At 62.8% G+C, this 25,029-nt stretch carries 22 protein-coding genes; 13 read left to right on the forward strand and 9 right to left on the reverse strand.

Annotated features, from left to right (window positions below; all coding sequences use genetic code 11):
- Positions 1-22: 22 nt before the first annotated feature.
- Positions 23-487 (reverse strand): Lrp/AsnC family transcriptional regulator, encoded by a 465-nt coding sequence (locus tag ATN38_RS25335; RefSeq protein ID WP_003940830.1) that lies wholly within the window; start codon positions 485-487, stop codon positions 23-25.
- A gap of 30 nt (positions 488-517) precedes the next feature.
- Here ATN38_RS25335 and ATN38_RS25340 point away from each other — a divergent pair, with 30 nt between their 5' ends.
- Both ATN38_RS25340 and ATN38_RS25345 read left to right on the forward strand, forming a co-directional pair.
- Positions 518-1,813: a VOC family protein gene (locus ATN38_RS25340; protein ID WP_007727236.1), complete on the forward strand. Its 1,296-nt coding sequence runs from the start codon at positions 518-520 to the stop codon at positions 1,811-1,813.
- On the forward strand, positions 1,800-3,305 hold the full coding sequence (locus ATN38_RS25345) for an aldehyde dehydrogenase family protein (RefSeq protein WP_042449599.1): 1,506 nt from the start codon (positions 1,800-1,802) through the stop codon (positions 3,303-3,305). The genes ATN38_RS25340 and ATN38_RS25345 overlap by 14 nt, the downstream gene beginning before the upstream one ends.
- Here the strand turns inward: ATN38_RS25345 and ATN38_RS25350 are convergent.
- From ATN38_RS25350 to ATN38_RS25360, 3 genes are read right to left on the reverse strand one after another with little or no spacing between them, the layout of a single operon-like run.
- Positions 3,256-4,041, reverse strand: coding sequence for an alpha/beta fold hydrolase (locus ATN38_RS25350; RefSeq protein ID WP_030535042.1), 786 nt, complete (start codon positions 4,039-4,041; stop codon positions 3,256-3,258). The genes ATN38_RS25345 and ATN38_RS25350 overlap by 50 nt on opposite strands.
- Positions 4,038-5,102 (reverse strand): isopenicillin N synthase family oxygenase, encoded by a 1,065-nt coding sequence (locus tag ATN38_RS25355; protein WP_042449601.1) that lies wholly within the window; start codon positions 5,100-5,102, stop codon positions 4,038-4,040. Before ATN38_RS25355 ends, ATN38_RS25350 begins: the two co-directional genes overlap by 4 nt.
- Positions 5,083-6,474 (reverse strand): uracil-xanthine permease family protein, encoded by a 1,392-nt coding sequence (locus tag ATN38_RS25360; protein ID WP_007727244.1) that lies wholly within the window; start codon positions 6,472-6,474, stop codon positions 5,083-5,085. Before ATN38_RS25360 ends, ATN38_RS25355 begins: the two co-directional genes overlap by 20 nt.
- A 134-nt stretch (positions 6,475-6,608) precedes the next feature.
- Between ATN38_RS25360 and ATN38_RS25365 the strand changes: the two genes are divergently transcribed.
- From ATN38_RS25365 to ATN38_RS25375, 3 genes are read left to right on the forward strand one after another with little or no spacing between them, the layout of a single operon-like run.
- Positions 6,609-7,172 carry a helix-turn-helix domain-containing protein gene (locus tag ATN38_RS25365; RefSeq protein ID WP_007727247.1) on the forward strand — a complete coding sequence of 188 codons (564 nt, stop codon included), beginning with the start codon at positions 6,609-6,611 and terminating at the stop codon, positions 7,170-7,172.
- Between the two features lie 55 nt (positions 7,173-7,227).
- Positions 7,228-8,232 carry an acyl-CoA dehydrogenase family protein gene (locus ATN38_RS25370; RefSeq protein WP_209908126.1) on the forward strand — a complete coding sequence of 335 codons (1,005 nt, stop codon included), beginning with the start codon at positions 7,228-7,230 and terminating at the stop codon, positions 8,230-8,232.
- A 34-nt stretch (positions 8,233-8,266) separates the two neighbouring features.
- On the forward strand, positions 8,267-9,358 hold the full coding sequence (locus tag ATN38_RS25375; RefSeq protein ID WP_003940896.1) for an N-formylglutamate amidohydrolase: 1,092 nt from the start codon (positions 8,267-8,269) through the stop codon (positions 9,356-9,358).
- 38 nt (positions 9,359-9,396) lie between these two features.
- Here the strand turns inward: ATN38_RS25375 and ATN38_RS25380 are convergent, their stop codons facing one another.
- Positions 9,397-10,728, reverse strand: a complete 1,332-nt coding sequence (locus ATN38_RS25380) for an anaerobic C4-dicarboxylate transporter family protein (protein ID WP_003940851.1) — start codon at positions 10,726-10,728, stop codon at positions 9,397-9,399.
- Positions 10,729-10,834: 106 nt separating this feature from the next.
- Here ATN38_RS25380 and ATN38_RS25385 point away from each other — a divergent pair, with 106 nt between their 5' ends.
- On the forward strand, positions 10,835-15,382 hold the full coding sequence (locus tag ATN38_RS25385; RefSeq protein WP_218748903.1) for an ATP-dependent helicase: 4,548 nt from the start codon (positions 10,835-10,837) through the stop codon (positions 15,380-15,382).
- A gap of 63 nt (positions 15,383-15,445) precedes the next feature.
- Positions 15,446-16,237 carry a DNA-formamidopyrimidine glycosylase family protein gene (locus ATN38_RS25390; protein ID WP_030535047.1) on the forward strand — a complete coding sequence of 264 codons (792 nt, stop codon included), beginning with the start codon at positions 15,446-15,448 and terminating at the stop codon, positions 16,235-16,237.
- Here ATN38_RS25390 and ATN38_RS25395 read toward each other — a convergent pair.
- Positions 16,224-16,793 (reverse strand): TetR/AcrR family transcriptional regulator, encoded by a 570-nt coding sequence (locus ATN38_RS25395; protein WP_007727263.1) that lies wholly within the window; start codon positions 16,791-16,793, stop codon positions 16,224-16,226. The two genes, ATN38_RS25390 and ATN38_RS25395, sit on opposite strands and share 14 nt — an antisense overlap.
- A gap of 87 nt (positions 16,794-16,880) precedes the next feature.
- On the opposite strand from ATN38_RS25395, the gene ATN38_RS25400 reads away from it, so the two are divergent.
- The 5 genes from ATN38_RS25400 to ATN38_RS25420 all read left to right on the forward strand — a co-directional run bounded on the left by ATN38_RS25400 (position 16,881) and on the right by ATN38_RS25420 (position 21,058).
- Entirely contained in the window at positions 16,881-17,822 is a 942-nt protein-coding gene (locus tag ATN38_RS25400) for an oxygenase MpaB family protein (RefSeq protein WP_042449607.1), read from the forward strand.
- A gap of 17 nt (positions 17,823-17,839) precedes the next feature.
- Entirely contained in the window at positions 17,840-18,376 is a 537-nt protein-coding gene (locus tag ATN38_RS25405) for a hypothetical protein (protein ID WP_003940745.1), read from the forward strand.
- A 147-nt stretch (positions 18,377-18,523) separates the two neighbouring features.
- Positions 18,524-19,174 (forward strand): serine/threonine protein kinase, encoded by a 651-nt coding sequence (locus ATN38_RS25410; RefSeq protein ID WP_230587435.1) that lies wholly within the window; start codon positions 18,524-18,526, stop codon positions 19,172-19,174.
- Entirely contained in the window at positions 19,164-20,087 is a 924-nt protein-coding gene (locus ATN38_RS25415) for a hypothetical protein (protein WP_030535049.1), read from the forward strand. Before ATN38_RS25410 ends, ATN38_RS25415 begins: the two co-directional genes overlap by 11 nt.
- An 86-nt stretch (positions 20,088-20,173) precedes the next feature.
- Positions 20,174-21,058: an aldo/keto reductase gene (locus tag ATN38_RS25420; RefSeq protein WP_058226546.1), complete on the forward strand. Its 885-nt coding sequence runs from the start codon at positions 20,174-20,176 to the stop codon at positions 21,056-21,058.
- A gap of 36 nt (positions 21,059-21,094) precedes the next feature.
- Here ATN38_RS25420 and ATN38_RS25425 read toward each other — a convergent pair whose 3' ends face one another.
- Positions 21,095-21,838 carry a 3-hydroxybutyrate dehydrogenase gene (locus ATN38_RS25425; protein ID WP_030535050.1) on the reverse strand — a complete coding sequence of 248 codons (744 nt, stop codon included), beginning with the start codon at positions 21,836-21,838 and terminating at the stop codon, positions 21,095-21,097.
- Positions 21,835-23,211 carry an MFS transporter gene (locus ATN38_RS25430; protein WP_003940819.1) on the reverse strand — a complete coding sequence of 459 codons (1,377 nt, stop codon included), beginning with the start codon at positions 23,209-23,211 and terminating at the stop codon, positions 21,835-21,837. The genes ATN38_RS25425 and ATN38_RS25430 overlap by 4 nt, the downstream gene beginning before the upstream one ends.
- A 153-nt stretch (positions 23,212-23,364) precedes the next feature.
- Here ATN38_RS25430 and ATN38_RS25435 point away from each other — a divergent pair, with 153 nt between their 5' ends.
- Complete coding sequence (locus ATN38_RS25435; RefSeq protein WP_058226453.1) at positions 23,365-24,312, forward strand: LysR family transcriptional regulator; 948 nt, start codon at positions 23,365-23,367, stop codon at positions 24,310-24,312.
- Here the strand turns inward: ATN38_RS25435 and ATN38_RS25440 are convergent.
- On the reverse strand, positions 24,281-24,997 hold the full coding sequence (locus ATN38_RS25440; protein ID WP_030535052.1) for a GAF and ANTAR domain-containing protein: 717 nt from the start codon (positions 24,995-24,997) through the stop codon (positions 24,281-24,283). The genes ATN38_RS25435 and ATN38_RS25440 overlap by 32 nt on opposite strands.
- Positions 24,998-25,029: the final 32 nt, after the last annotated feature.

Genomic DNA, 25,029 nt, shown 5'->3' on the forward strand with positions numbered 1-25,029 from the left:
CGTAAAAGTTATTGAACAAGCGTCATTCGTCGTAAAAAGTTTGTAGGATGATGGTGCTTCGTGTGTTGACGTTGGCTGCCGTACGGATCTCCTGCAGCAATCGCTCCAACGCCCGAGGTGACGCCACCCGGACCAGGAGGACGTAGCTTTCGCTCCCGGCTACCGAGTGACACGAGACGACCGCCGGCAGATGACGCAAGCGGGCAGGCGCATCGTCGGGCTGCGAGGGATCGAGAGGAGTGATGGCGACAAATGCGGACAGATTGTGACCGAGTGCCTCCGGATCGATCTTCGCGGAGTACCCACGGATCACCTTGCGAGATTCCAAACGACGCACTCGCGACTGGACTGCGGAGATCGAGAGTCCAGCCTTCTCAGCAAGGCTCGCGAGAGTGGCACGGCCGTCCAAGACCAATTCACGCATCAAAAGTCGATCGGTTTCGTCGACCGGAACACCGGCAACGTCACTGGTTTCTGTTTCTCGCACCTGCGCAGGCTAACGCAATCGGACATTCGTATGGTTGAAACCTGGGAGCTACGTGCACGGTTCGCAGCGGCCCTCGCCAAGATGTATGGCGACGAGGTCCCCGCTTACAACACCTTGGTAGATGTAACGATGCAGGTGAACCGTGATTTTGCCGCCGAACATCCGGATTCTGCGGAGCGCCTGGGCAGCCTGGCGAGAGTCAGCGCCGAGCGTCACGGCGCCATCAGACTGGGGACTCTCGACGAACTACGTGACGTAGCCACCGTCTTCGGCGGATTCGGTATGTTTCCGGTCGGCTATTACGACCTCCGGCTCACCGACTCCCCCATTCCCGTTGTCTCGACGGCGTTTCGCCCCACCGAACCTGCCGAACTCGCCCGGAACCCGTTCCGTGTTTTCACTTCGGTACTGACCAGCTCCGATTCCAGGTTCTTCGACACCGACCTCGAGCGTCGGATCACCGGGTTCCTGCGTCGCCGGACCCTGTTCTCTCCCGAACTTCTGCAGTGGGCACGGCAATCGAGTCGCGAGGGCGGCCTGACGGAGCCCGAGGCGACACAGTTCGTCGATGCAGCGACCTCGGCGTTTCGGCTCGGCACCGATCCCATCGACGCGGGCTGGTACCGCGAACTCGCCGCAATCTCGCCGGTCGCTGCAGACATTGCGGGGCAGGGCTCGACCCACGTCAATCACCTCACCCCGCGAGTGCTCGACATCGACGAGTTGTACCGCCGCATGACCGAGCGCGGTATCACCATGATCGACCGCATCCAAGGCCCGCCGAGATGGAGCGGACCACCACTACTTCTGCGGCAGACGTCGTTTCGTGCATTGGCCGAAGACAGACTCTTCCGTCAGCGCGACGGATCGGTCACCACTGAGCCCGTCCGCGTCAGATTCGGCGAGGTGGAGGCACGCGGAATCGCGTTGACCCGCAGCGGGCGAGCGATCTACGACCGACTGATCGCCACGCCCGAGGACGCCGATTGGGACAGCGAATTTCCGCACTCCGAAAGCGAACTCGATGCCGCGGGGTTGGCGTACTTCACGTACCGAAACGAAGGAACTGTTGTCGTCCGCGACCCGATCGTCTACGAGGACTTCCTACCTGCCTCCGCGGCCGGGATCTTCGCATCCAATCTCGATTCCGTGACCGGATTCGTTTCCGATGCGCCCGGCGCCGAATACGGGCAGGATCGATTGGAGGGCGCCATCGACCGCACCATCGAAGATCCGTTCGAGCTGTACCGCGCACAACAAGAGGCGTCACGTGCCGTGCTGCCTCCCGCCCACAACAACAGAGGACTCCCCAGTGAACCTGCCTGATTCTTCGAGCCTCGCCGATCGCGCCGAAAGCGCCCTTGCCGCGTGCGGTGTCGAGTGGCCCGCCGGCGACCTGAGCGCACGAACCCCCATCACCGGTACGCAACTGCGTACCGTTCGGCAGCACTCCGGTAGAGAAGTCGACGACGCCGTCGACGCGGCGCATCGCGCGTTCCTCACCTGGCGCACCGTCCCCGCTCCGGCGCGCGGCGCGGTCGTGCGCCGGCTGGGCAGCCTACTGACCGAGCACAAGGAGGACCTCGCGGAGATCGTGACCCTCGAAGCAGGCAAGGTCACCTCGGAGGCTCTCGGCGAGGTACAGGAGATGATCGACATCTGCGAGTTCGCCGTCGGTCTCTCCCGGCAGCTCTACGGACGCACCATGCCGTCCGAGCGTCCCGGACACCGGTTGACGGAAACGTGGCACCCTCTCGGCGTTGTCGGGGTCATCTCCGCGTTCAACTTTCCCGTCGCGGTGTGGTCGTGGAATACCGCCATCGCTCTCGTGTGCGGTGACGCCGTCGTCTGGAAGCCTTCGGAGACCACGCCGCTGACTGCGCTGGCATGTGACGCCCTCCTCCGACGCGCCCTCGCCGACTGTGATGCACCGATCGACGTGCACCAGTTGATCATCGGCGGACGCGATGTCGGTGAGGCCTTGGTGGTCAACCCACTGGTGGCCTTGGTCAGCGCCACCGGTTCCGTGCGAATGGGCCGCGCGGTGGCTCCGCGGGTCGCCGAACGCTTCGGGCGAAGCCTCCTCGAGTTGGGTGGCAACAACGCCGCAGTCGTCACACCGTCGGCAGATCTCGAGCTTGCCGTACGCGGAATCGTGTTCTCCGCCGCCGGAACTGCGGGGCAGCGGTGCACCTCACTTCGTCGGCTCATCGTGCACGAGTCGATCGCCGATCACGTCGTCGAGCGCGTTGCGGCCGCGTACGCACAGCTCGAGGTCGGCAGTCCCTTCGATTCCGGTGTTCTGGTCGGGCCGCTGATCAACGAAGCCGCGTTCGAGACGATGCAGAAATCGCTCTCGGCCGCACGCGCGGACGGCGGATCTGTGGTGTGTGGCGGGGACCGCGTCGGCGATTCCGGGTTCTACGTGACACCTGCCCTCGTTCGTATGCCCGCACAGACCGAGGTGGTGCGGGCGGAGACTTTTGCACCCATCCTCTACGTCTTGACCTACACCGACTTCGACGACGCCATTGCGCTGCACAACGGCGTGCCTCAAGGACTTTCGTCCTCGATCTTCACACTCGATCAGCGAGAAGCAGAGCACTTCCTCGCCGCCGACGGCTCCGATTGCGGCATCGCGAACGTGAACATCGGAACGTCCGGTGCGGAGATCGGCGGCGCATTCGGCGGGGAGAAGGAGACTGGCGGCGGACGCGAGTCGGGTTCGGATTCGTGGAAGGCATACATGCGCCGAGCCACCAATACCGTCAATTACTCGGACCAGCTTCCGCTGGCTCAAGGGGTCGAGTTCGGCTGAACACCTGCCGGGCGAAATCGGTGATCGCGTCGATCAACTCCGGGAGCGCCGACAACTGCGGTGCATGGTCGGTGCCCAGGCTGACCACCTGGGCACCGGGGACAAGTCTCTGCATGGCGCGTTGAGCCTCGATCGGCACGGTTCGATCCAGCGTGCATTCGACATACAACCTCGGCACGGTTCCGAATCGCTCTTCCGTCCAGACCGGTGCCATCAGGCGGGCTGACTCCAGTTGTGGAACGAGCATGCGCGCGGCGAAGATCGCATCAGCCACCGGCGCTTCGTGGAAGAACACAGCGGCACCGGCTTCGGGCGGTACCACCGTCGCATCCCCGTCGTCGGCGGGGACCAACCAACGTGAGATCCCGACCGGACTTTCCAGACCGAGTTCGATGCAGAGCATCCCGAAGTCCGTCTGCGATGGAAGCATCATCCCTGCGACGTACACAAGACCCGTTACCCGCGAAGGCAGCAACTCAGCCACCTGTGAGGCCACGATGCCACCGCCGGAGTGACCAACGAGGGCGCACTGCCCGTCCAAGGACTCGACAACTGCCACAACATGTTCGGCAACGACATCGAGATCGATCACGTCGTCTGAGTTCCAACTTCCCGAGCCGGGAAGCTCCACCACAACAGGATTGAAGCCGGCCGATTTCAGTGGGCCACACACACGATCCCAGACCCAACCGCCGGCCCATGCTCCGTGGATCAGGACGATGTTCCGTGCACTCACTGCTTGACCTCGAGCTCTGCAGCCGAAAGTACCCGAGCCGCCTCACGACCTGCGGCGGCGTTGGACTTCCCCTGCCTCGACCCGGCCAATTTGGCCTTGATGTGATCGCGAACGGTAATGGGTTCGTACTCCAAGCCGGAGTCGTCCTGAAAACTCGGCAAGGTCGCAATCACCGCGTCGACGTTTCCGTCATGGAAGAAGGCCGCCGATCGCCGGCGCTTGATGGTGCCGTTCACCACCGGCGGCGCAACTCGGTGCAGCGTGGACATCCACCTGTCGTTGGTCAGTCGCGCGGTGAGATCCCCGAGGTTGACCAGTAGCGCGCCGTCGTGCGGCCAGACATCGTGCCAGCGTCGGTCGCTCCCGAGTACTTGCAAACCTTCGACCTGATCCGCCCACAGCACGGTGACCAGCCCGAAATCGGTATGTTCGCCCATCCCCTTCAACTCACCGTCCAACGTCACCGTCCCTTCGGGTAACGCGTAGTTGTTCATCCGCAGTACGTCGATGGAGTGGTCGGTGATCGACTCGAAGAATCCTGGGGTCAGCCCGAGCGCGTCTTCGAAAATGGTGGTCAGTGTGCGTGCCACCCGCTCGCCATGGGCGTAGTAATTCTCCACCCGCTCCGTGAAACCAGACACTGCGGGCCACAGGTTGATTCCGTAATCGTCCTCCGACAGTTCGAGTTCGGTGAATGATCGGGCTTCGGTTCCGACGTTGAAGGCCTCGAAAAAGTCGTTCATTCTGGTCGCGGATTCGACGCCGAGGCTCAGGCTCAGCGACTCACTCTTGGGCGGGCTGTACCCACGATTCGCGCCCTCGATTCGGTAGCCCGACTTCGTCTCCATCGGCAGCCCGAAGAAGTCGTCCATCGCTTCGGCGAGGCCGGAAGAAACAGCGGCCGGAACACCGTGGCCCCGAATCTGCATGAAACCTACAGTCCGACAAGCATGGTCGACTTCGGCAGCCACTCGCGCCTTGTCCTGGTCGGCACCACCGAGCACGTAAGGCGAGATGTCGACGACGGGCACTTCGAAGGGATCAGACTGGGACTGTGACACTGGCGTCTCCTGCAGAGCTGGTGGCGGGTTCAGATTTTGCAGTGGCATGGAGGCTCTCTCGCGATCGCCTCGCGAGTTCACCGAGTCGGGTGTGATTGAACAGCAGATTGAGCGAAAAGGCCGAGGCCGCAGCCAAGGTGATGCCGCTACCGAGGAGGATCTGAGCCGAGGAGGGGAATCGCTCGAACATCCCCTCCGCAAATTCCGGAAGAATACCGATCCCCACCGATACAGCGGCGATCGTGGTGTTGATCGGGTCGCTGAGATCGACCTTGCGCAGCGTGTTGATTCCGACCACGGCGACAGTGGAGAACAAGATGATTCCGACACCGCCGACCACCGGATCAGGCAGGGCTGCAACCACTTCACCCATTCGCGGGATGAGGCCGAGGACGATCAGAATGGCACCGCTGGTAGCGGTCACGTACCGGCTGTACACCCGGGTCGTGGCAACGGCGCCGACATTCTGCGAGAAAACGGTGTCGACAAAGGCATTGAAGATTCCGCCCAGAACTCCCGACATCCCGTCGGCCACCAGCCCTCGTGCGAGATCTGCTTTCTTCAAAGGCTTTCCGGTGATCTCGCTGACCGCCAGCATGCTCGCCGTCGACTCTGCGAAGACGACTGCCATGACGATACTCATCGCCACCACGGCGGTGACGGGAAACTCCGGAGCGCCGAAGTGGAACGGCATCGGGAAGCCCACCCAGGCCGAGCCGCCGACGCCACTCAGATCGATCAGGCCCATCGGGATGGCGATCACGGTGCCGATCACAAGCGCCATCAGTACACCGAGCTGCGTCCACATCCCGCGGCCGAGGCAGATGAAGGCCACCGCGACCACAACGACTGCGGCAGCCAGCGCCAGATTCTTCGGGTCGGCGAACGACGGGGAGGTGGGGTCGTTTCCGACGATCAGTCCTCCTGCGACACCGATCAACGAGATGCCGATCACTGTGAGGACGACGCCGGTAACCAGGGGTGGGAAGTATCGGACGATCTTGGCGAACGGCACGGCCAAGGCAATGCCGACTACGCCACCGACCAGCATGGACCCGTACACCGCCTGCAGGCCGTACTCCTTGGCGATCAGAATCATCGGCGTCAGCCCGGCGAAGGTCGCCCCGCAGACGATCGGCAGCCGGACACCGGCGACCTTCCCGACGCCCAGGCTCTGAATGATCGTGATGATGCCTGCAACGAGCAAGTCCGCGCTGATCAGCATCGCGACTGTGCTGCGGTCCAGCCCTACGGCGGCACCGAAAACCAGCGGAACCGTGATGCAGCCGGTGTACATGATGAGGACGTGCTGAAGAGCAAAAGCAGACTGGCGGGCAAATGGGAGCCGCTGGTCGACAGGATGGATGGCCATGCGCCGATCTCCGTCCGAAGCTGGAAGTGTTTCGTGTACGGGACTATTCAGCACGTCGATAATTTCTTACCGTGGTCGAATTTGTTTCGTCTGTGTAATCAAAACTTTCACCAGAGCACTGCTATCTTCGGCACATGGACGACGACCAGAAGGCGATAGCGACCGCAATCGGGGCTGCCGTGCGGACGGCGCGAAAAGAAGCCGGACTGACGTTGCGCGAGGTTGCCGTGAAGTCGGGCTTGTCCCAGCCCTTCCTGAGCCAGACCGAAAACGGCCACGCAGTACCCAGTGTCATGAACCTTCATCGCCTCGCGCAATCGCTCGGCACCACGGCGCACGCACTCTTGGCACAGGGTGAGCGAACTCCGTCCAGCCTCGTCCGCGCCGGCGAGGGGCGAACCTTCGAACTGGCACACGATTCGGTGATTCGATTCTGCTCCACCGGCTCACGGACCATGGAACCCAACGAGATCACGGCAGCACCTCATTCCGAGGCAGGTGAGCACACCGAGCACGCCGGCGAAGAGTTCATTCATGTTCTCGAAGGATCTGTCGAGGTCGAGGTGGGACTGGACGAGCATCACGTTCTTCACGTAGGCGACACCCTCCTCTACACCTCGACCATCCCGCACCGGTGGTTCAATCGCACCGATGCGGTCGCGAGGTTCCTCATCGTGAGTTCGCCGCCCTCGTTCTAGATGCGCGGCTGTAGTTCCACACCACAACCCCCGGCTCACGGCTTACCCTGACAGCGTGACCATGTGGCCGGAACTTGCGCGCGAAATCGCCGATACCGTTCTGTTTCCCGTCGCCGACAGCGTCGACGCCGACGGAGAAATCCCCAGCAGCCATTTCGACGCGCTCGCCGCCGACGGCTTCTACGGCATCGCTGCCCTCGGTGAGCGTGGCCCCAGCAGCGAAGAACTGGTCGAGGTCCTCGAAACCTTGTGCGGCGGTTGCCTCGCGACGACGTTCACCTGGATGCAGCATCACGGCGTCGTCGGAGCCCTGGCGGCGAGTCCCAATGCACCTCTGCGCGAACAATACTGGGACGGTCTGGTTTCCGGCACGATTCGCGGTGGGGTTGCCTATGCCGGCGCCATCCCCCGCCCACCGCTCCTGTGGGCGAAGCGGGTGAACGACGGCTACGTCCTCGACGGGATCGCACCCTTCGTCACCGGTTGGGGCATCGTCGATGTTCTCTTGGTGTCGGCGCGCGACGAGTTCGACAATTCCATCGTTCATTCCGTCGTACCGGTGGGCGAGGCCCCGGGTCTGACGATCGAGGAACTTCCACTGATCGCGGCGCGCGGAAGCAACACCGTCCGAATCGTGTTCGACGCTTTCGAAATTCCCGATACCGACGTCTGTGCTGTCGTCAGCGACGAACAATTCCAGAGCACCCAGCTCCCCGGCTTGTGGCTCAACGGCGCGATGGCCATGGGCATCACCCGCCGCGCTGTCACCGAACTTGCGGATCTGGGAGTCGACACCGACGCGTTCGAGGAACAAGCCACCCGGGCGCGCGCCGATCTCGATGCAGCACTGCGCGATGGCGGCGACATGTCGGCCGCCCGCGCCCGAGCGTCGGAACTTGCGATACGCGCGTCGGCCGCACTCGTGACTGCGACCGGAAGCCGCGCTCTGGTCGGCAGCAACACCCCCGAGCGGCTCATGCGTGAAGCCACCTTCACTCTTGTCGCGGCTGGTCGCCCGGAGATCAAAACAGCTCTCGTGGAACGACTCAGCGGATACTGAGTACGCACGGTTATACTCGATTACGCTGGGGCTCATGACCAGTGGAGAACCAGTACTCATCCCGGCCGGAACCGTGTTCACGCCGGAGGACCTGACGTTCTATGCCGATCGCGACTCCCGCAGTCTCGACGACGCCATCGCCGAAGCCGACCTTCTTGTCAGTTGCCCACACTCGGGTTCCGCGATTCCAGCAGAACTCTCACGTTTTCTCGCACCCGAGTTTACACAGCGGCTGCAATTCGACTTCACCGACATGTCCACCAGTCCCATCGTGCGCCGTTGGGCCGAAATCGATTCGCGCATCGTATACGTGGAGAATCCGCACCCTCGCATGATTCGCGATCCCAACCGTGCGAAGCCCGAAAACCTGGAAGCGTCACTGCGCGAAGCATTCGCCCGCGTCCACAAGGCCGGTGCAGGCAACAAAGCAGACCTCACCGGCGTCGACGCAGTTCGCCCTGTCACCTTCTCGTTCTACCCCCTGCTGCTCGAGCCGACCGACGACGCGGGCTGGAAGAACCTCGCCGAGACCTTCACCGAGACAGCCGAACACGGTTTGGGTGTCTACGAAAGAACTCGCGACACACTGATCGAAGCCATGGTGGAGAAGAGCTTCGAACTCGGTCGATCGTTCACGACGTTGTCGTTCCACGACACGATGAACCACACCACCCGGCGGGACGGCGCCGTCAATGTCGAACGGCCGGAAGCAGATCGACTCCCCGACGTCGTCGCACTCTCCAATCGTGGCGATCACGACGGTAATCGACGCGGCGACAATCCCGTGACGATGGATCCGGAGCTCATTCGCACACTTGCGGTCTCACATCGCAAGGGATTTCAGGTCGACGATCCGGATGCGGTCGCTCTCAATCAGCCGTACCTCGGCAGTTTCGAAATCATCCGAGCCGGAGCGAGATTCGCCGAATTGAGCGCCCGCGCCGCCGAAGCCGGGATCACGTTGAGCGCGGTTCAGGCCGAATTCAAACGAGAATTCCTACTGGGAGACGAACTGGCCGCCTACATCATGGAACCCGGCGTCGACTGGCCTACACCCGACGCCGAACGGGTGGACCAGCTCGCTCACGCGTGCAAGGCGAGCTGGGACCACTACCGCAACAGCTGACTCAGCGCTGTCACTCAGGGCTGACTCAGCCGCAATACTCAACCGAGCACCACTCCGAACAACGCGCCGGCCGCAATCGTCGTGACGGCCAAGATGATGGTCGGCAGGAAGAACGAGTGGTCGACGAGCTTGGAACCGAGCTTCGTGCTGCCCGAGAGGTCGAAGTTCGCAGCCGCGATCTGCGAACCGTTTGTCGGCAACAGATAGACGCCGGCAAACGCTCCGGCCCACATTCCGCTCACCAGACCGGGTGCAATCCCGGCAGCGAGACCGATCGGCACGATGGTCCTCGTAGCGGTCGACTGACTGGTCGTCAGTACACAGACCAGGAAGACACCGAGCGCGAAGATCCACGGCGCGGCGTTGACCCAGTCGCCGACGGTGCTCGTGATCAGCTCGGAATGGGCGCTGATGAACGTGTCCGTCAGCCATGCCAGACCGAACAGCGCGATGGCCGAGACCATACCGGCACGGAACACCGTCGACGACGGCACGTCGGCGACATTCGGGCGGCACACCAGCAGGATCAACGTACCCACGACGAACATCAGCATTTCGATGATCGGTGTCATCCCCATCGGAGTACCGTCGGCAGCTTCGGGACGAATCCCCTTGAACAGGCCGAAGATCACGATAGCCAGGACGCCGGCGAGGAAGATCAGTGCCGCGTTTCGTCCGGTCTTCGTCGAGACGAGTTCGGTCTTGGAGGCTGCACCAGGTCCGGCCAATTCGCCCGACTTCATCTTCGCCTGTATCTCCGGGTCGTCGTCGAGATCTTTGCCGAGTCGGTTGACCGCGATGGAGGAAAGGACGATGCCGACAACAGCAGCCGGGAAGGTGATCTTGATGATGTCGATGAGTTCGAAATCGTAAGGCGGCACGTCGGTCAGCGTGACCATTGCCGCCATTGCCGCGGACACCGGACTACACGCCAGCGCCACACCGGTCGAGACAACTGACAGCGACAGCGGTCGTGACGGCCGCACACCGTTCTTGTACGAGACGTCGTAGATGACGGGGAGCAGTGGGTAGAGGATGTTGGACGTGCCGGCACCGACCGAGAACAGGAATGACACCAACGGCGCGATCAGCGTGATCTGTTTCGGGCGAGATTCGATCAACTTGGCCGCGATGGTGACCATCCAGTCGATACCACCGGCCGCCTGCATCATCGACGACGCGAGGACGACGGACAGGACGATGAGGAGAGCGTCGACCGGCGGACTGCCGACGTCCTCTCCGAAGACGAACACGAGGACGGCAACACCTGCGCCGCCCCACAGACCGAGAGCGACACCGCTCGATCTGGTACCCATGACAATCGCCCCGAGCACTACCGCCAGCTCGAGGACAATCTTGACTGCTTCCATCAGGCACTCGCCTTCTCGATAACAAGAGAATCGCTATAACAGGGCAAATAGTATGCTCTGCGCTTCGGCTGCAGGCACGAACACGCTGTCGGTGGGAAGGGGCAATATGGTGGTCGTGACCAACGTCCTCGGTAGGTTCTCGCCCACCACACGCGAGTGGTTCGGCGGCGCTTTCAGCGCTCCGACTGCTGCGCAGCTCGGCGCCTGGGAATCCATCGCGAGTGGCTCTCACACACTTGTCGTCGCGCCCACCGGCTCCGGCAAGACATTGTCGGCGTTCCTGTGGGCCCTCGATCAACTCGCCGCCAAGGACGAAGGCGAACGCGCCACCAAAGTCCTCTACATTTCGCCGCTCAAAGCGCTGGGTGTGGACGTCGAGCGGAACCTTCGCGCGCCGCTGGTCGGCATCACGCAGACGGCGAAGCGTCTAGGCCTCACTCCGCCCGAGATCACCGTCGGTGTCCGTTCCGGTGATACGTCCCAGGCCGATCGGCGCTCGTTGATCAAACGACCCCCGGACATCCTGATCACCACGCCTGAGTCGTTGTTCCTGATGCTCACCTCCGCTGCCCGGGAAACACTGGTCGGTGTCGACACCGTGATCGTCGACGAGGTTCACGCGGTGGCGGGCACCAAGCGCGGCTCTCACCTCGCGCTCTCACTGGAACGCCTGGACGGCTTGCTCGAGCGTCCGGCGCAACGCATCGGATTGTCGGCCACTGTCCGTCCGCACGAGGAGATCGGGCGGTTCCTCGCCGGTTCGGCACCGATCCGAATCGTGGCTCCGCCTGCCGCCAAGACCTTCGACCTCACGGTCCGTGTTCCCGTCGAGGACATGACCGAATTGGGGATCGCGACGCCGGACGACGGTTCCGAATCTCCCACCCCGCAAGCCGGTTCGATCTGGCCCCACGTCGAGGAACAGATCGTCGACCTCGTTCTCGACCACCGATCGTCCATCGTGTTCGCCAACTCTCGCCGCCTCGCCGAACGATTGACAGCCAGGCTCAACGAGATTCATGCAGAACGCATCGGTCTGGCCGTCGAGAAAACATCTCGCCCGCCCGCGCAGATCGGGGCTCCCACCGAGGTCAACTACGGCGCAGAACCCCTCCTTGCTCGCGCCCACCACGGATCGGTCAGCAAAGACCAGCGAGCCCTCATCGAAGACGACCTCAAATCGGGTCGATTGCGATGCGTCGTCGCCACCAGCAGCCTCGAACTCGGAATCGACATGGGCGCCGTCGACTTGGTCATCCAGGTGGAGGCACCGCCTTCGGTTGCCAGCGGCCTGCAACGTGTCGGCCGCGCCGGCCACCAGGTCGGTGAGATATCGCGAGGCGTCGTCTTCCCCAAGCATCGCACCGACCTGATTCATTGCGCGGTGACGGTCGAGCGCATGGTCGAAGGCAAGATCGAAGCGATGGCCGTTCCGGCCAATCCCCTCGACATCCTCGCTCAGCAAACTGTTGCGGCCACCGCTCTCGAACCGATCGACGTCGACGACTGGTTCGAGACCGTGCGCCGAAGCGGTTCCTTTGCAACGCTTCCCCGTTCGGCGTACGAATCGACTCTGGACTTGCTGGCGGGGCGGTACCCCTCGGACGAGTTCGCCGAATTACGTCCTCGCCTTGTCTGGGATCGTGAGTCCAACACGCTCACGGGCCGCCCGGGTTCGCAGCGTTTGGCCGTCACTTCCGGCGGCGCAATCCCCGACCGCGGCCTCTTCACCGTCTACATGGTTGGCGAGAAAGCGTCCCGCGTCGGCGAACTCGACGAGGAAATGGTCTACGAATCCCGGGTCGGCGACGTCTTTGCGCTCGGCGCCACCAGTTGGCGGATCGAGGAGATCACCTTCGATCGGGTTCTGGTCAGCCCCGCCTACGGCATGCCGGGTCGTTTGCCCTTCTGGCACGGCGACGGACTCGGTCGCCCCGCCGAACTCGGACAGGCGTTGGGACAATTCGTTCGAGAGACCGCGCTGGGTAACGAAGCCGACGTCGTCGAGCGTTGTCGCGTGGGCGGGCTCGATCACAACGCCACAACCAATCTGATCCAACTCGTCGGTGAGCAGAAAAATGCCACCGGGCAGGTGCCGTCGGATCGAACCCTGGTGGTCGAACGCTTCCGCGACGAACTCGGTGACTGGCGTCTGGTGCTGCATTCCCCGTACGGCCAACGGGTTCACGCACCGTGGGCCCTCGCCATCGGGGCGCGCCTGCAGGAACGATACGGCGTCGATTCCAGTCCGACGGCCTCCGACGACGGCATCATCATCCGTCTCCCCGACACCGAGAACGAACCTCCCGGCGCCGAACTGTTCACCTTCGACGTCGAGGACATCGAAGATCTGGTCACCCAAGAGGTGGGCGGCTCCGCGCTCTTCGCTTCCCGATTCCGCGAATGTGCCGCCCGCGCACTGCTTCTCCCCCGCCGCAATCCCGGAAAACGTGCACCGCTGTGGCAGCAGCGTCAGCGGTCGGCGCAACTGCTGGACGTCGCCCGCAAGTTCCCGACCTTCCCGATCCTGCTCGAGACCGTACGCGAGTGCTTGCAGGACGTTTACGACCTGCCTGCACTGAAGGAATTGTTCGGCAAGATCGAGAAAAGGCAGATTCGAATCGTCGAGGTGGAGACGGCCTCTCCGTCTCCGTTCGCCAGTGCGCTCCTGTTCAACTACGTGGGTGCGTTCATGTACGAGGGCGACAGCCCCCTCGCCGAGCGACGCGCCGCCGCTTTGTCCTTGGACTCCACGCTGTTGGCCGAACTCCTCGGCCGCGTCGAACTGCGCGAGCTCCTCGACGCCGGAGTGATCGAGCAGGCCGAACGTGAACTGCAACGGCGCGTCCCTGACCGAAAGGCCAAGGACCTCGAGGGTGTTGCCGATCTCCTCCGCATGCTCGGCCCGCTGACCACCGAAGAAGTCACCGAACGCTGTCTCGAGGACCCGGTCTCATGGCTCGAGAAGTTGGTTACGGACAAACGCGCCCTCCACGTCTCGTATGCGGGCGAGAGCTGGTGGACCGTCGTCGAAGATGCAGCGCGGCTTCGCGATGGACTCGGCGTTCCCCTACCCATCGGCGTTCCGGCCGCGTTCATCGAGCCGGTCGATCAACCACTCGACGACCTCCTGAGCCGGTACGCCCGCACCCACGGTCCCTTCACTCTCGCCGACGCGGCTGCACGCTTCGGTCTCGGAGTATCAGTCGCGCGTGACGTTCTCGGTCGGCTCGCGCTCGAAAAGCGGGTCCTGGAAGGTGAATTCCGCCCGTCTGCAACCGGGAGCGAATGGTGCGACGCCGAGGTCCTGCGTCGCTTGCGGCGACGCTCGCTCGCCGCGGCACGGCAGGAGGTCGAGCCGGTCAGCACCGCGACCCTCGGGCGATTCCTTCCCAGTTGGCAGCACGTGGGCGGCACGCTGCGAGGAATCGACGGTGTTGCAACGGTGGTCGATCAACTTGCCGGCGTCCCGATTCCGGCGTCCGCTCTCGAATCGTTGATCCTGCCGAGCCGAGTTGCCGACTACTCTCCCGCGATGTTGGACGAACTCACGTCGACGGGTGAAGTCCTGTGGTCCGGATCGGGAGCTATCTCGGGCAAGGACGGGTGGGTAGTGCTGCACCCCGCCGACCTGGCACCGATCACGCTCAATTCACCCGCCGACACCGACGTCTCGGAATTGCAGAAGCGCATCCTCGACCTGCTGTCCGGCGGCGGTGCCTACTTCTTCCGCCAGTTGGTCGACGCGTTGCGAACTACGGAGTCGGCTGCGGACACGGTCGACAGTGCGGTGACGACGGCACTGTGGGAGTTGGTGTGGCTCGGACACATCGGTAACGACACCGTTGCACCGCTGCGCGCACTTCTCTCCGACACCACCAGAACAACAACCAGTCACCGATCGCCTCGCCGTGTTCCGCGGGCCCGTCCGTACCGCGGAATGGCCCGCGCTTCCACGCCCGCGCGCACGGGACCGGCAACCGCCTCCGGTCGGTGGTTCCAGCTGCCAGGTATCGAACCTGACCCCACTATCCGGGCGCACGCCACGGCTGATCTGCTGCTCGAACGATACGGCGTCGTCACCCGCGGTTCGGTGATGAGCGAGAACGTGCCGGGCGGTTTCGCGTTGATCTACAAGGTACTGAGCACGTTCGAGGACAACGGGCGCGCTCGACGCGGATACTTCGTGGACACCCTGGGCGGCGCTCAATTCTCGACGCCTCCCGTGGTGGACCGCTTGCGGACGTTCGGTGATTCCATCGAGGGGCGCCACACCTCCTCGGCTGCAGTCACTCTCGCGGCGTGCGACCCGGCAAACCCGTACGGCGCGGCGCTGCCGTGGCCGGCGTCGGGGGGCGAAGAGTCACCAGGACACCGACCCGGACGAAAAGCCGGCGCACTGGTAGTTCTGGTGGAGGGTGAGTTGGTTCTGTTCGTCGAGCGCGGCGGTCGCACGATCCTGACATTCACCGACGACGGCGGAACGTTGCGCCTGGCAGCACTGTCACTTGCTCAGAAGGTGACTTCTCGCGCCATCGACAAGTTGGTAGTGGAGAAGGTCGACGGAGAGACCATCCACGGCAACGATTTTGCTCCGGTCCTGGTCGAAGCCGGCTTCGCGGCCACCCCTCGCGGATTCCGGTTGCGGTCATGAGGATTGGGGTCATGATGATTGAGATCGTGGAAGTTGAGATCCTGAAGTGTGGGTGCGGCGACCATGCCTGAGGGCGATACCGTGTGGCGGGCCGCCAATGAACTGCGCGCTGCCCTGGCCGAGAAGGTACTCACCACCTGCGACGTCCGCGTTCCTCGTTACGCCACGGTTGATCTCTCGGGCCACCGCGTGGATTCCGTCGCCAGCCGCGGAAAACATCTCCTGATCCGAGTGGGCGAAGCGTCCATTCACACGCATCTGAAGATGGAAGGTCAGTGGCAGATTTATCGCCCCGGCGAGCGCTGGCGCCGACCCGCCCATCAAGCGCGCATCATCTTGGCCACCGAAGACTCTGTAGCAGTTGGCTTTTCACTGGGAATCACCGAGATCCTCGAACTCGGGCAGGAACAGGAGGCCGTCGGACATCTCGGACCGGATCTGCTCGGGACCGATTGGGACAGTTCCGTGGCCGCCCGAAATCTACGGGCCGCCGACTCCGTACCGATCGGAATCGCGCTCCTGGATCAGCGGGTGATGGCCGGACTGGGCAACGTGTACCGAAACGAGATCTGCTTCCTACGAGGTATTCACCCGAAAACGCCGACACATCTCGCGGGGAATCTCGACGCGATAGTGGATCTGTCTTTTCGCACCATCAACGTCAACAAGTCACGTCGCATCCGGGTCACCACCGGCGACACCCGCCCCGGTAGGCAGACATGGGTGTACGGCAGACGCGGAAAACCATGCCGCCGTTGCGGGACTCGCATCAGAGAAGACACCCTCGGACCGGATCAGCTCACCGAGCGAAATATCTTCTTCTGCCCGGCCTGCCAGCCCTTCACGCCTGGTTAGCGTTGATCAGCAGCCTGACGCAGTGGCGGACAAATCGATCACGGTCCACGACGATCGTGCCGTCCAGATAACCGATGAACAGTGTGAACAACGCCCCGACCAGTCCGACTGCCACCAGTTGCTTGTCCACGGGATCAGCGATCTCGGACAACTGGTCGTACACCAGGTCGACGAACGCCGGCATCGATTCGATACCGCGGCCGCTCAGGACGGGTTCCGACAGCGGGGCGATCAGGAGCACTCTCCCCATCGCCGGATCGTCGACCATGAGCTTGACGAAAGCGTCGACCGCAGCGGTGGCGACGGCCTCGGATGTCGTCTCCGACTCCACTGCCGACGCAAGCGCCGACTGCGCGCGCTCGGCGACAAACGTGTGGACCGCGACAACGTACTGATCGCGATCGGTGAAGCTTTCGTAGAAGTACCGCTCGGTCAGACCGGCAGCCTTGCAGACCGCACGCACGTTGACGGCCGGACCGTCGACCGCACCGAGCAGTGTCACTCCGACGTCGAACAACGTCGCCTTTCGAGTGGCCCTGCGTTCTTCGATGCTCACAACTTCCCCACTTCGCCGACACTTGATCTTCAATGCACCCGGCATTCGATCCTTGACTACCGCTGTTGTCGATCCTAATCTGACAACATGCGTAGTCAACTTGACGACAGCAGCACCCCGGTTCCCCTCGGTCCGGATTCCCTGACGTGGAAGTATTTCGGCGACTGGCGCGGGATGCTGCAAGGCGTCTGGGCCGGTTCGATGCAGAACATGCACCCCGGCCTCGGCGCCGGAGTCGAGGAGCATTCGCAATTCTTCGACGAGCGGTGGGAACGGCTGTACCGCTCGCTGTATCCCATTGCAGGCGTGGTCTTCGACGGCGATCGCGCGCAGCAGACAGCCGAAGAAGTCCGCGGCTATCACACACGAATCAAGGGCGTCGACAAGTTGGGGCGTCGGTATCACGCACTTGATCCCGACACTTTCTACTGGGCGCACGCAACATTCTTCATGGGCACCATCGTCACTGCCGAGAACTTCTCCGGTGGCTTGACCGAGGCCCAGAAACGTCAGCTCTTCACCGAGCACATTCAGTGGTACCGCCTGTACGGGATGAGCATGCGCCCTGTTCCCGAGACCTGGGAAGCATTTCAGGAGTACTGGGACCACATGTGCCGCAACGTACTCGAAGACAACAAGGCGACCCGCGACGTCCTCGACCTGTCGGGACTCGGCAAGCCCCCGTACATGACGTGGCTACCCGATCCGTTGTGGCGGCTCGCCCGAATCCCCCTCGCCCGCGGATTCGTGTGGCTGACGGTCGGAATGTACGACCAACCGGTTCGAGACCTACTCGGCTACTCGTGGACCAGTCGCGATCAGAAAATTCACAACGCTGTCGGCCGCACCGTCAACGCCGTCTTCCGTCTGGTGCCGTGGCGATACCGGTATCAGCCACGTGCTCGCGCGGGATGGGATCGAGCTGACGGCCGAATCCCCGCCGATGCACCACTGGTCCACACACCGGCGCGCAACCTGCCCCCGCTCGAGCAGCGAGATAACCCGATGCACTACAGCCCCAGGGTCTGATCTGCCATGCTCTGAACATGGAGTGGGACCTGCGAACCCTGCTGAACCGTCCGATCACGTCTCACGGTGCGCCGCTGGGACAAGAACGTGTGGCGGCGAGGACCACCGCGTACATCTACGGCAACATTCTTGTCCTCGCCGCACTCATACCGGTGACGAAATCTCAGGAATCGCTCGGCGCCGCGATTGTGGTCGGCACGGCATTGTCGACATACATCGCCCACACATTTGCCGAGGGAGTCGGCGAGAGCATTCGCAACGATCGCCGACTGACGACCGCGGAGAGAATCGACTCTCTTCGCGATTCCGTCCCGATCCTCACCTCTGCGGTTGTTCCTGTCGTCATTCTCGCGACGGCGTGGTTCAACTTCCTGGAGCCACGGACGGCGCAGTTGATCGCGGAAATCGTCTTGATCCTGCGGATCGGTTCCACCAGTTACGTGATCAGCCGACTGCACGGCGAGAAAGTCAGTACGAACACACATCTGGCAGCCTTCGGCCTCGCTGCCGTCGCCACCCTCATAGTCGGCTTGAAGATAGTGCTCACTCATTGACGAGCCACAAGTGCAAAAGAAGTCAGACCGGTCGTATATAACTAAGACGGGCAATTCGCAGAAACCTAACAATCGGTAATTTCGATGTGCGGTGATCGACGACTAACTCGGCCCACTTCTATCAAGTAGGCAGAGGAGCAGCCCGCAATGACAACACCACAGTCGCCGTATCCCTGGAACAACGACCCCAACCACACGACACCTCTCCCTCCGCCCCCTCCTCCGCCGCCGGGCATCACACCCGGTCAGGCTCCGTACTCGGGACATCAGCCTGCTTACACCCCGCCCCGGCCCCCATACGGTCAAGGCACTGGATATTCGCCGATGCCTCCCCGCCCGCCGAAATCGTATGCATGGCTGTGGGTCCTACTGGGAGTTGTCACAGTCGCACTCGTCGCCGTCGTGGTCTACGTATGGGTTCTCCCTCTCGTCTTGAACGACAATTCCGACGAGAACACCGCACGCACGGAAACCGTGGTGATCACCTCACCTGCGGCCGCGCCGCAGAACGGCGTCGTCACACCCGCGCCCAACGAGTCGGTCCCTGCCAGCGCAGCGCGTTGTGGATCGGTGTTCTCGAACAACGAATTCACGACGTCCGCCGTCGGCACCAGCGTGACGTCCTGTGAGTTCGCCGAAGAAGTGCGCTACCAGTACGTGAGCCAGGGTCGACGCGGCGGCCCGGTCTCCATCAGCGCGGTCAGTCCGGTCACGGGAACTCGGTACTCGATGAACTGCGCCGGCAACAAAGTCGTCACGTGTACCGGCGGAAACAACGCGGTGGTCTATGTCTATTGAGCAGTGCGTCGAGGCTCGTAGCGGGACGCGCCGACGACTCCTGGCGGTTGCACTCGCCACTGCTTCTGCAGCAGCCCTCGCGGGCTGCACGATTCCGACGCGAGACGAGTCGTCGGAGAAGGTCGAGACGATCACCGAGATCGTCGTCGTTCCACCGGAGCCGACAGAGACTCCTGCCGCCCCGGGCAACGGTGTCGGCCCGCTCGCCGGATTCGAGGCCCTGGGCAACACCCTCGGCGGCGCCGTGGGTATCGCACTCGTGCCCGTCGGCGGAGGTCAGTCACTCGTTGCCGGCGAGTGGCAGAACGGAGTCGCCTGGTCCACCATCAAAGTCCCACTGTCCATCGCAGCCCTCCACGAACCCGACAACACAGAACTCACAACGGTCAAGCAGGCGATCACCACCTCCGACAACGAATCAGCCGAAGAACTGTGGCGAGGCCTCGGCGATCCGACCACTGCCGCAGCGAAGGTCGAGTCAGTCCTCGTGGCCTCCGGCGATATGTCCACCACCGTGGAATCACGCACGCTACGACCAGAATTCAGCTCGTTCGGTCAAACACAATGGCCACTTGCCGTCCAAGCGCAATTCGCCGCCACCCTGCCATGCCGGAGCGACGCCACCGAAGTCTTCGGGCTCATGGGCAGCATCAGCCCCGACCAACAGTGGGGCCTGGGAGTGATCCCAGCCGCTCGATTCAAAGGTGGGTGGGGGCCGGACGACGACGGCGGCTATCTGGTCCGCCAATTCGGGATCATCAGCAGCGGCACCGGACAACTCGCTGTCGCCATCGCAGCCAAGCCGGACTCGGGCACTTTCGCCGACGGTACTGCGATGCTCAGCGACATCGGCCGCTGGGTAGGCGAACGAGCGCAGGCTTTACCCATCGGCGGCACCTGCCAACCGAGCTGAAGTACTGCCGGTCGAGGGAGGTACTGCCGTTACCCGGCTGAGCAGTCACTCCCGCCGAACCCCCGGCCGCCGCTACCGTGGACGACATGAGCATCCCGAGTCTGAAACTGAACAACGGCGTCGACATCCCCGCGCTTGGCTTCGGCGTGTACCAGACGCCGCCGGACGAAACACTCGCCGCCGTCGAGTCCGCGCTGTCGACGGGTTATCGCCATATCGACACTGCCGCGGCCTACGGCAACGAGAAGGGCGTCGGTGAGGCGATCCGGCGATCCGGACTCGATCGCGCGGACATCTTCGTCGAGTCGAAGGTCTGGATCACCGACTACGGATACGACGAGACTCTGCATGCCTTCGACAAGAGCGCAGGCAAACTCGGTGTCGAACAACTCGACCTCCTGATCCTCCATCAGGCGTTGCCGAGCGAGTTCGAGCGCACGATCGACGCGTACAGGGCATTGGAAACGCTTCTGGCCGACGGCAAGGTCCGCGCCATCGGAGTCAGTAACTTCATGCCGGATCACCTCACCCGACTCCTGGACGCAACGTCCGTGGTGCCGGCGGTCAACCAGATCGAGGTTCATCCGTACTTCAGGCAGTCGACTTTGCTCGAGGCCGACGCCGATCACGGGATTCTGTCTCAGGCATGGTCACCGATCGGCGGAATCACGTTCTACCGCGACGGCTCCCACGGCTCGACCCTCGAGGACGCCACCATTGGCGCCATCGCGACCGCTCACGGCAAGTCGCCTGCACAAGTGATGCTGCGCTGGCACCTCCAGCAGGGCCGCCAGGTGATCCCCAAGTCGGTGACTCCCTCGCGGATCGCGGAGAACTTCGACGTGTTCGACTTCGAACTCACCGCCGAAGAACTCTCCGCAATCGACGCACTCGACACCGGAGTTCGCGGCGGTCCCGAACCCGAGGTCATCACCCGCGAGAAGTTCGGAATCGAGATTCCCGAAGCCTGAACCCGGCAGCTTGAACAACACAGCAGCCCCAGTGATCTAGCTGGCGCTCCACCCGCCGTCGATGGTGTACGAAGCCCCCGTCACCATCGACGCCTCGGGCGATGCCAGCCACCCCACCAGCGATGCCACTTCTGCGGGCTCGACCATCCGTTTGATCGCGCTCTCGGTGAGCATCACCTTCTCGACAACCTCGGATTCACTGATTCCGTGAACCTTTGCCTGGTCGGAGATCTGGGATCGCACGAGTGGTGTCAGGACGTAGCCCGGATTGACACAGTTACTGGTGACACCGTGTGGGGCACCTTCGAGCGCAACAACTTTCGACAGCCCTTCGAGTCCGTGCTTTGCCGTGACGTACGCACTCTTGAATGCCGAAGCGCGGAGCCCGTGGACCGAGGAAATGTTGACGATGCGCCCGAATCCTTTGCGGTACATGTACGGCAGGGCCGCTCTGACCAGGAGGAACGGCGCTTCGACCATGAGGCGTTGAATCTTCCGGAAGTCCTCGACGTCGAAATCCTCGATGGGACTGACCCGTTGAATGCCGGCGTTGTTGACAAGTACGTCCGTCTCGAGTGCCAGATCCACGAGTTGGTCGGTGTCGAGGAGATCGACGGCCCACGCAGTGCCGTCGATCTCGTCGGCCAGCGCCTTCGCGGCGACGTCGTCGAGATCAGCGACGGTGACGTGGGCGCCGCGGGCGGCAAGGAGTCGAGCACACGCCTCGCCGATACCGCTGGCACCACCGGTGACCAGTGCCGTTTTGCCGGAGAGCGTCATGCGGAAACACCGGCCCGCTCGTCGGCGAGCACTCGTGCGTCGGCGGCATCGACGGACTCGAGCGAGATTCCCTTGGTCTCCCGCGCGAAAACGACTGCGACGATGGTGACCAGGGATGCCAACAGGAGATAGATCGCGATGGGGACCGAGGAGTCGAACTTGCTCAGCAGTCCGGTCGCGATGATCGGAGCCAGTGAACCTGCCACGATCGACGTGACCTGATATCCCAGGGAGACACCGGAATAGCGCATCCGGGTCGGGAACATCTCGGCCATGATCGCGGGTTGGCCGGCGTACATGAACGCGTGGAACACAAGCCCGATGATGATTGCCGACAAGATGACTGCATTGTGCCCGCTGTTCATCATCGGAAAGGCGAAGAATCCCCATGTTCCGGCGGTGACGGCGCCGATCATGTACACCGGGCGTCGACCGATCGTGTCGGACAGTTTGCCCACCAACGGAATCACTGCGAAGTGCACGGCATGTGCCATCAGCATCCACCAGAGGATGTGCGCCGTGTCCGCATGAACGACGACCTTGAGGTAGGTGATCGAGAAGGTCACCACGAGGTAGTACATGACGTTTTCGGCGAAACGCAGGCCCATCGCGGTCAACACTCCGCGCGGGTAACGCTTGACCACCTCGAAAACGCTGTACGAGGTTGCCTTGACCAGTTCTGCTTCCTTCTGCGCCGCAATGAAAATAGGAGCGTCGGTGACCTTGGTCCGAACGTAGTACCCGACCAGAACGATCACCGCGGAGAGCCAGAAGGCAACGCGCCAGCCCCAACTCATGAAGGATTCGTCCGAGAGCGTCGACGTCAGGATCAACAGCACGACAGTGGCCACCAGGTTGCCCATCGGCACGCCGGCCTGAGGCCAGGACGACCAGAACCCGCGAGATCGATTCGGGCTGTGCTCGGCGACAAGGAGTACCGCCCCACCCCATTCGCCGCCGACAGCAAATCCTTGGATGAAGCGCAGCGTGACCAGCAGTGCCGGCGCCCAGTAGCCGATCTGACCGTAGGTCGGTAGGCAGCCCATCAGGAAGGTCGCGGCACCGACCAGCAGCAAACTGAACTGCAACAACTGCTTCCGGCCGAACTTGTCTCCGAAATATCCGAAGACGATTCCGCCGAGTGGCCGGGCGGCGAATCCGACGGCGTAGGTGATGAAAGCCGCGATGATCGCATCCAGCTCGTTGCCGCCGCCAGGAAAGAAGACTTTGCTGAAGACCAGCGTGGCCGCCGTGCCGTACAGAAAGAACTCGTACCACTCGACCACGGTGCCCGCCATCGAGGCGCCGACCACCTTCTTCAGCCCCGATGGTGGGGCTTGGCTCTCGGGTTTCGGCATGTTGTCGACGCTCATCGTGGACTCCCTCGTCTTCAGTTCGCGATTCGCCTGCTCTTCACGATCAGGAATGTGACCGCTCGCACATTTTTTGTGACTCGATGAGTATCGGTGCAGATTCTTGGCACGACAATGACAAATCTCGCACCATACAGGTGCAAAAATGCAGATATGACACTCGGACTGAGCCCGGACGACCTACTGGTGCTTCTCGCGGTCGGTCGCACCGGCCGCTTCAACACCGCCGCCGACGACCTGGGCCTCAACCACACCACCATTTCGCGCCGCATCGCCTCGCTCGAGAAGAGCCTCGGCGGCCGTGTACTGGTCCGCTCGTCCGGCGGCTGGGAGTTGACCGACCTGGGCAGACAAGCCCTCAGCGCGGCCGAGCGCATCGAGGCCGCGGTGAACGAACTGGCACTCGACTCCACCGGTCAGCAGCAACTCGACGGCGTCGTGCGGGTCTCGGCCACCGACGGCTTCAGCGCATACATCGCGGCCCCCGCCGGCGCAGCGGTTCGCAGACGCCATCCTCGCGTGAGCGTGGAGATAGTCGTCGCGACCAGAAAGGCGTCGCAGATACGCTCGGGGCTCGACATCGAGGTTGTTGTCGGCAAACCTCAAGTTCACCGCGCCGAGGCCGTCCATCTGGCCGACTACGCGCTGGGTTTGTACGCCTCCCGAGAGTATCTACGTCAGAATGCTGTTCCCGAAAGTGCCGAAGAGCTGGCCGAACACTCGCTCGTGTATTTCATCGACTCGATGCTGCAGGTCGACGAACTCGATCTGGCTCGCAAGCTCACGGTTTCCATGCGCGAGGCCGTCACGTCCACCAACGTGTTCGTCCACATCGAGGCAACGCGCGCGGGTGCCGGCATCGGCTTGCTCCCCTGCTTCATGGCCGAGCAGCACGACGATCTGATTCGCGTGCTGCCGGCTCACATCGAAGTCAGACTTTCGTACTGGTTGGTGGCTCGTTCTGAATCCTTGCGCCGACCGGAAGTCGCAGCGGTGGTGACGGCACTTCGAGAGACGGTGGATCTCAAGCGATCTCAACTCCTCGGCTCGCCCGGGGCGAACGAAGCGCTCAGTCCAGAGTCGAACGATGCTGGACGATGACCTTGCGCGCCAACTCGGCGATCTTGACGTTCATGTTCTGCGAGGTTCGCACCAGAATGTCGAAGGCCTCGTCGTCGGACACCCGATGCAAAGCCATCAGCAGACCGACGGCCTGACCGATTTCGCGACTGCTCGCCAGGCCGCGCCGCAGCGAGTCGGCATCCTCTCCTCGGTTCAGCGCGGTGACGGCCACGGATGCAAACGATGCCAACATGATCGCGTGGTCGGCAACAGTTTCCGTGAATGCTCCCGGAGTGTCGGAGAAGAGGTTGAGGGCACCGAACTTCTGACGATCGACCATCAGTCGGAACCCCATCGAGCCACGAATGGGTGTCTCTGCCACGACTTTCCGAGCGAACTCGGGCCACTGATTCGGAGTGCGAAGATCTGACTCGAGCTGCGGCGCCTCCGTGTCGAGGGCGTCGATGCACGGCCCCTCGCCAGTCGCACGTTCGAGATCGTCTGCATACTCGGCGATCTCGTCGCTTGCCGCTACCGTGACGTTGGTGTTTCCCCGTCGCAGCATCAGGCTTGCGTGATCGCAACCGGGAATCAACTCGACAGCCGCCGAACAGATCGCGGAGTACACCTCGGCGCTGTCTGCTGCGGAGTAGAGGATCTCCGCCAACGCCGCGAACACTGCCGTGGGTTCTGTCAGTGCTTGGTCGCGCTCAGCCATCTCCATACACCTCGGGGTCTACCGTTCATCGAATTCTT

Source organism: Rhodococcus sp. FH8, assembly GCF_019266085.1.
GTDB classification, from domain to species: Bacteria; Actinomycetota; Actinomycetes; order Mycobacteriales; family Mycobacteriaceae; genus Rhodococcus_F; species Rhodococcus_F qingshengii.

Bases quoted from the DNA above. Each gene is read 5' to 3' on its own strand.
- ATN38_RS25420 (WP_058226546.1), top strand. From the start codon at position 20,174: ATGAGCATCCCGAGTCTGAAACTGAACAACGGCGTCGACATCCCCGCG.
- ATN38_RS25380 (WP_003940851.1), bottom strand. From the start codon at position 10,728: ATGGAAGCAGTCAAGATTGTCCTCGAGCTGGCGGTAGTGCTCGGGGCG.
- ATN38_RS25390 (WP_030535047.1), top strand. From the start codon at position 15,446: ATGCCTGAGGGCGATACCGTGTGGCGGGCCGCCAATGAACTGCGCGCT.
- ATN38_RS25405 (WP_003940745.1), top strand. From the start codon at position 17,840: ATGGAGTGGGACCTGCGAACCCTGCTGAACCGTCCGATCACGTCTCAC.
- ATN38_RS25365 (WP_007727247.1), top strand. From the start codon at position 6,609: ATGGACGACGACCAGAAGGCGATAGCGACCGCAATCGGGGCTGCCGTG.
- ATN38_RS25415 (WP_030535049.1), top strand. From the start codon at position 19,164: ATGTCTATTGAGCAGTGCGTCGAGGCTCGTAGCGGGACGCGCCGACGA.
- ATN38_RS25430 (WP_003940819.1), bottom strand. From the start codon at position 23,211: ATGAGCGTCGACAACATGCCGAAACCCGAGAGCCAAGCCCCACCATCG.
- ATN38_RS25385 (WP_218748903.1), top strand. From the start codon at position 10,835: ATGGTGGTCGTGACCAACGTCCTCGGTAGGTTCTCGCCCACCACACGC.
- ATN38_RS25375 (WP_003940896.1), top strand. From the start codon at position 8,267: ATGACCAGTGGAGAACCAGTACTCATCCCGGCCGGAACCGTGTTCACG.
- ATN38_RS25360 (WP_007727244.1), bottom strand. From the start codon at position 6,474: ATGGCCATCCATCCTGTCGACCAGCGGCTCCCATTTGCCCGCCAGTCT.
- ATN38_RS25425 (WP_030535050.1), bottom strand. From the start codon at position 21,838: ATGACGCTCTCCGGCAAAACGGCACTGGTCACCGGTGGTGCCAGCGGT.
- ATN38_RS25400 (WP_042449607.1), top strand. From the start codon at position 16,881: ATGCGTAGTCAACTTGACGACAGCAGCACCCCGGTTCCCCTCGGTCCG.
- ATN38_RS25340 (WP_007727236.1), top strand. From the start codon at position 518: ATGGTTGAAACCTGGGAGCTACGTGCACGGTTCGCAGCGGCCCTCGCC.
- ATN38_RS25435 (WP_058226453.1), top strand. From the start codon at position 23,365: ATGACACTCGGACTGAGCCCGGACGACCTACTGGTGCTTCTCGCGGTC.
- ATN38_RS25410 (WP_230587435.1), top strand. From the start codon at position 18,524: ATGACAACACCACAGTCGCCGTATCCCTGGAACAACGACCCCAACCAC.
- ATN38_RS25440 (WP_030535052.1), bottom strand. From the start codon at position 24,997: ATGGAGATGGCTGAGCGCGACCAAGCACTGACAGAACCCACGGCAGTG.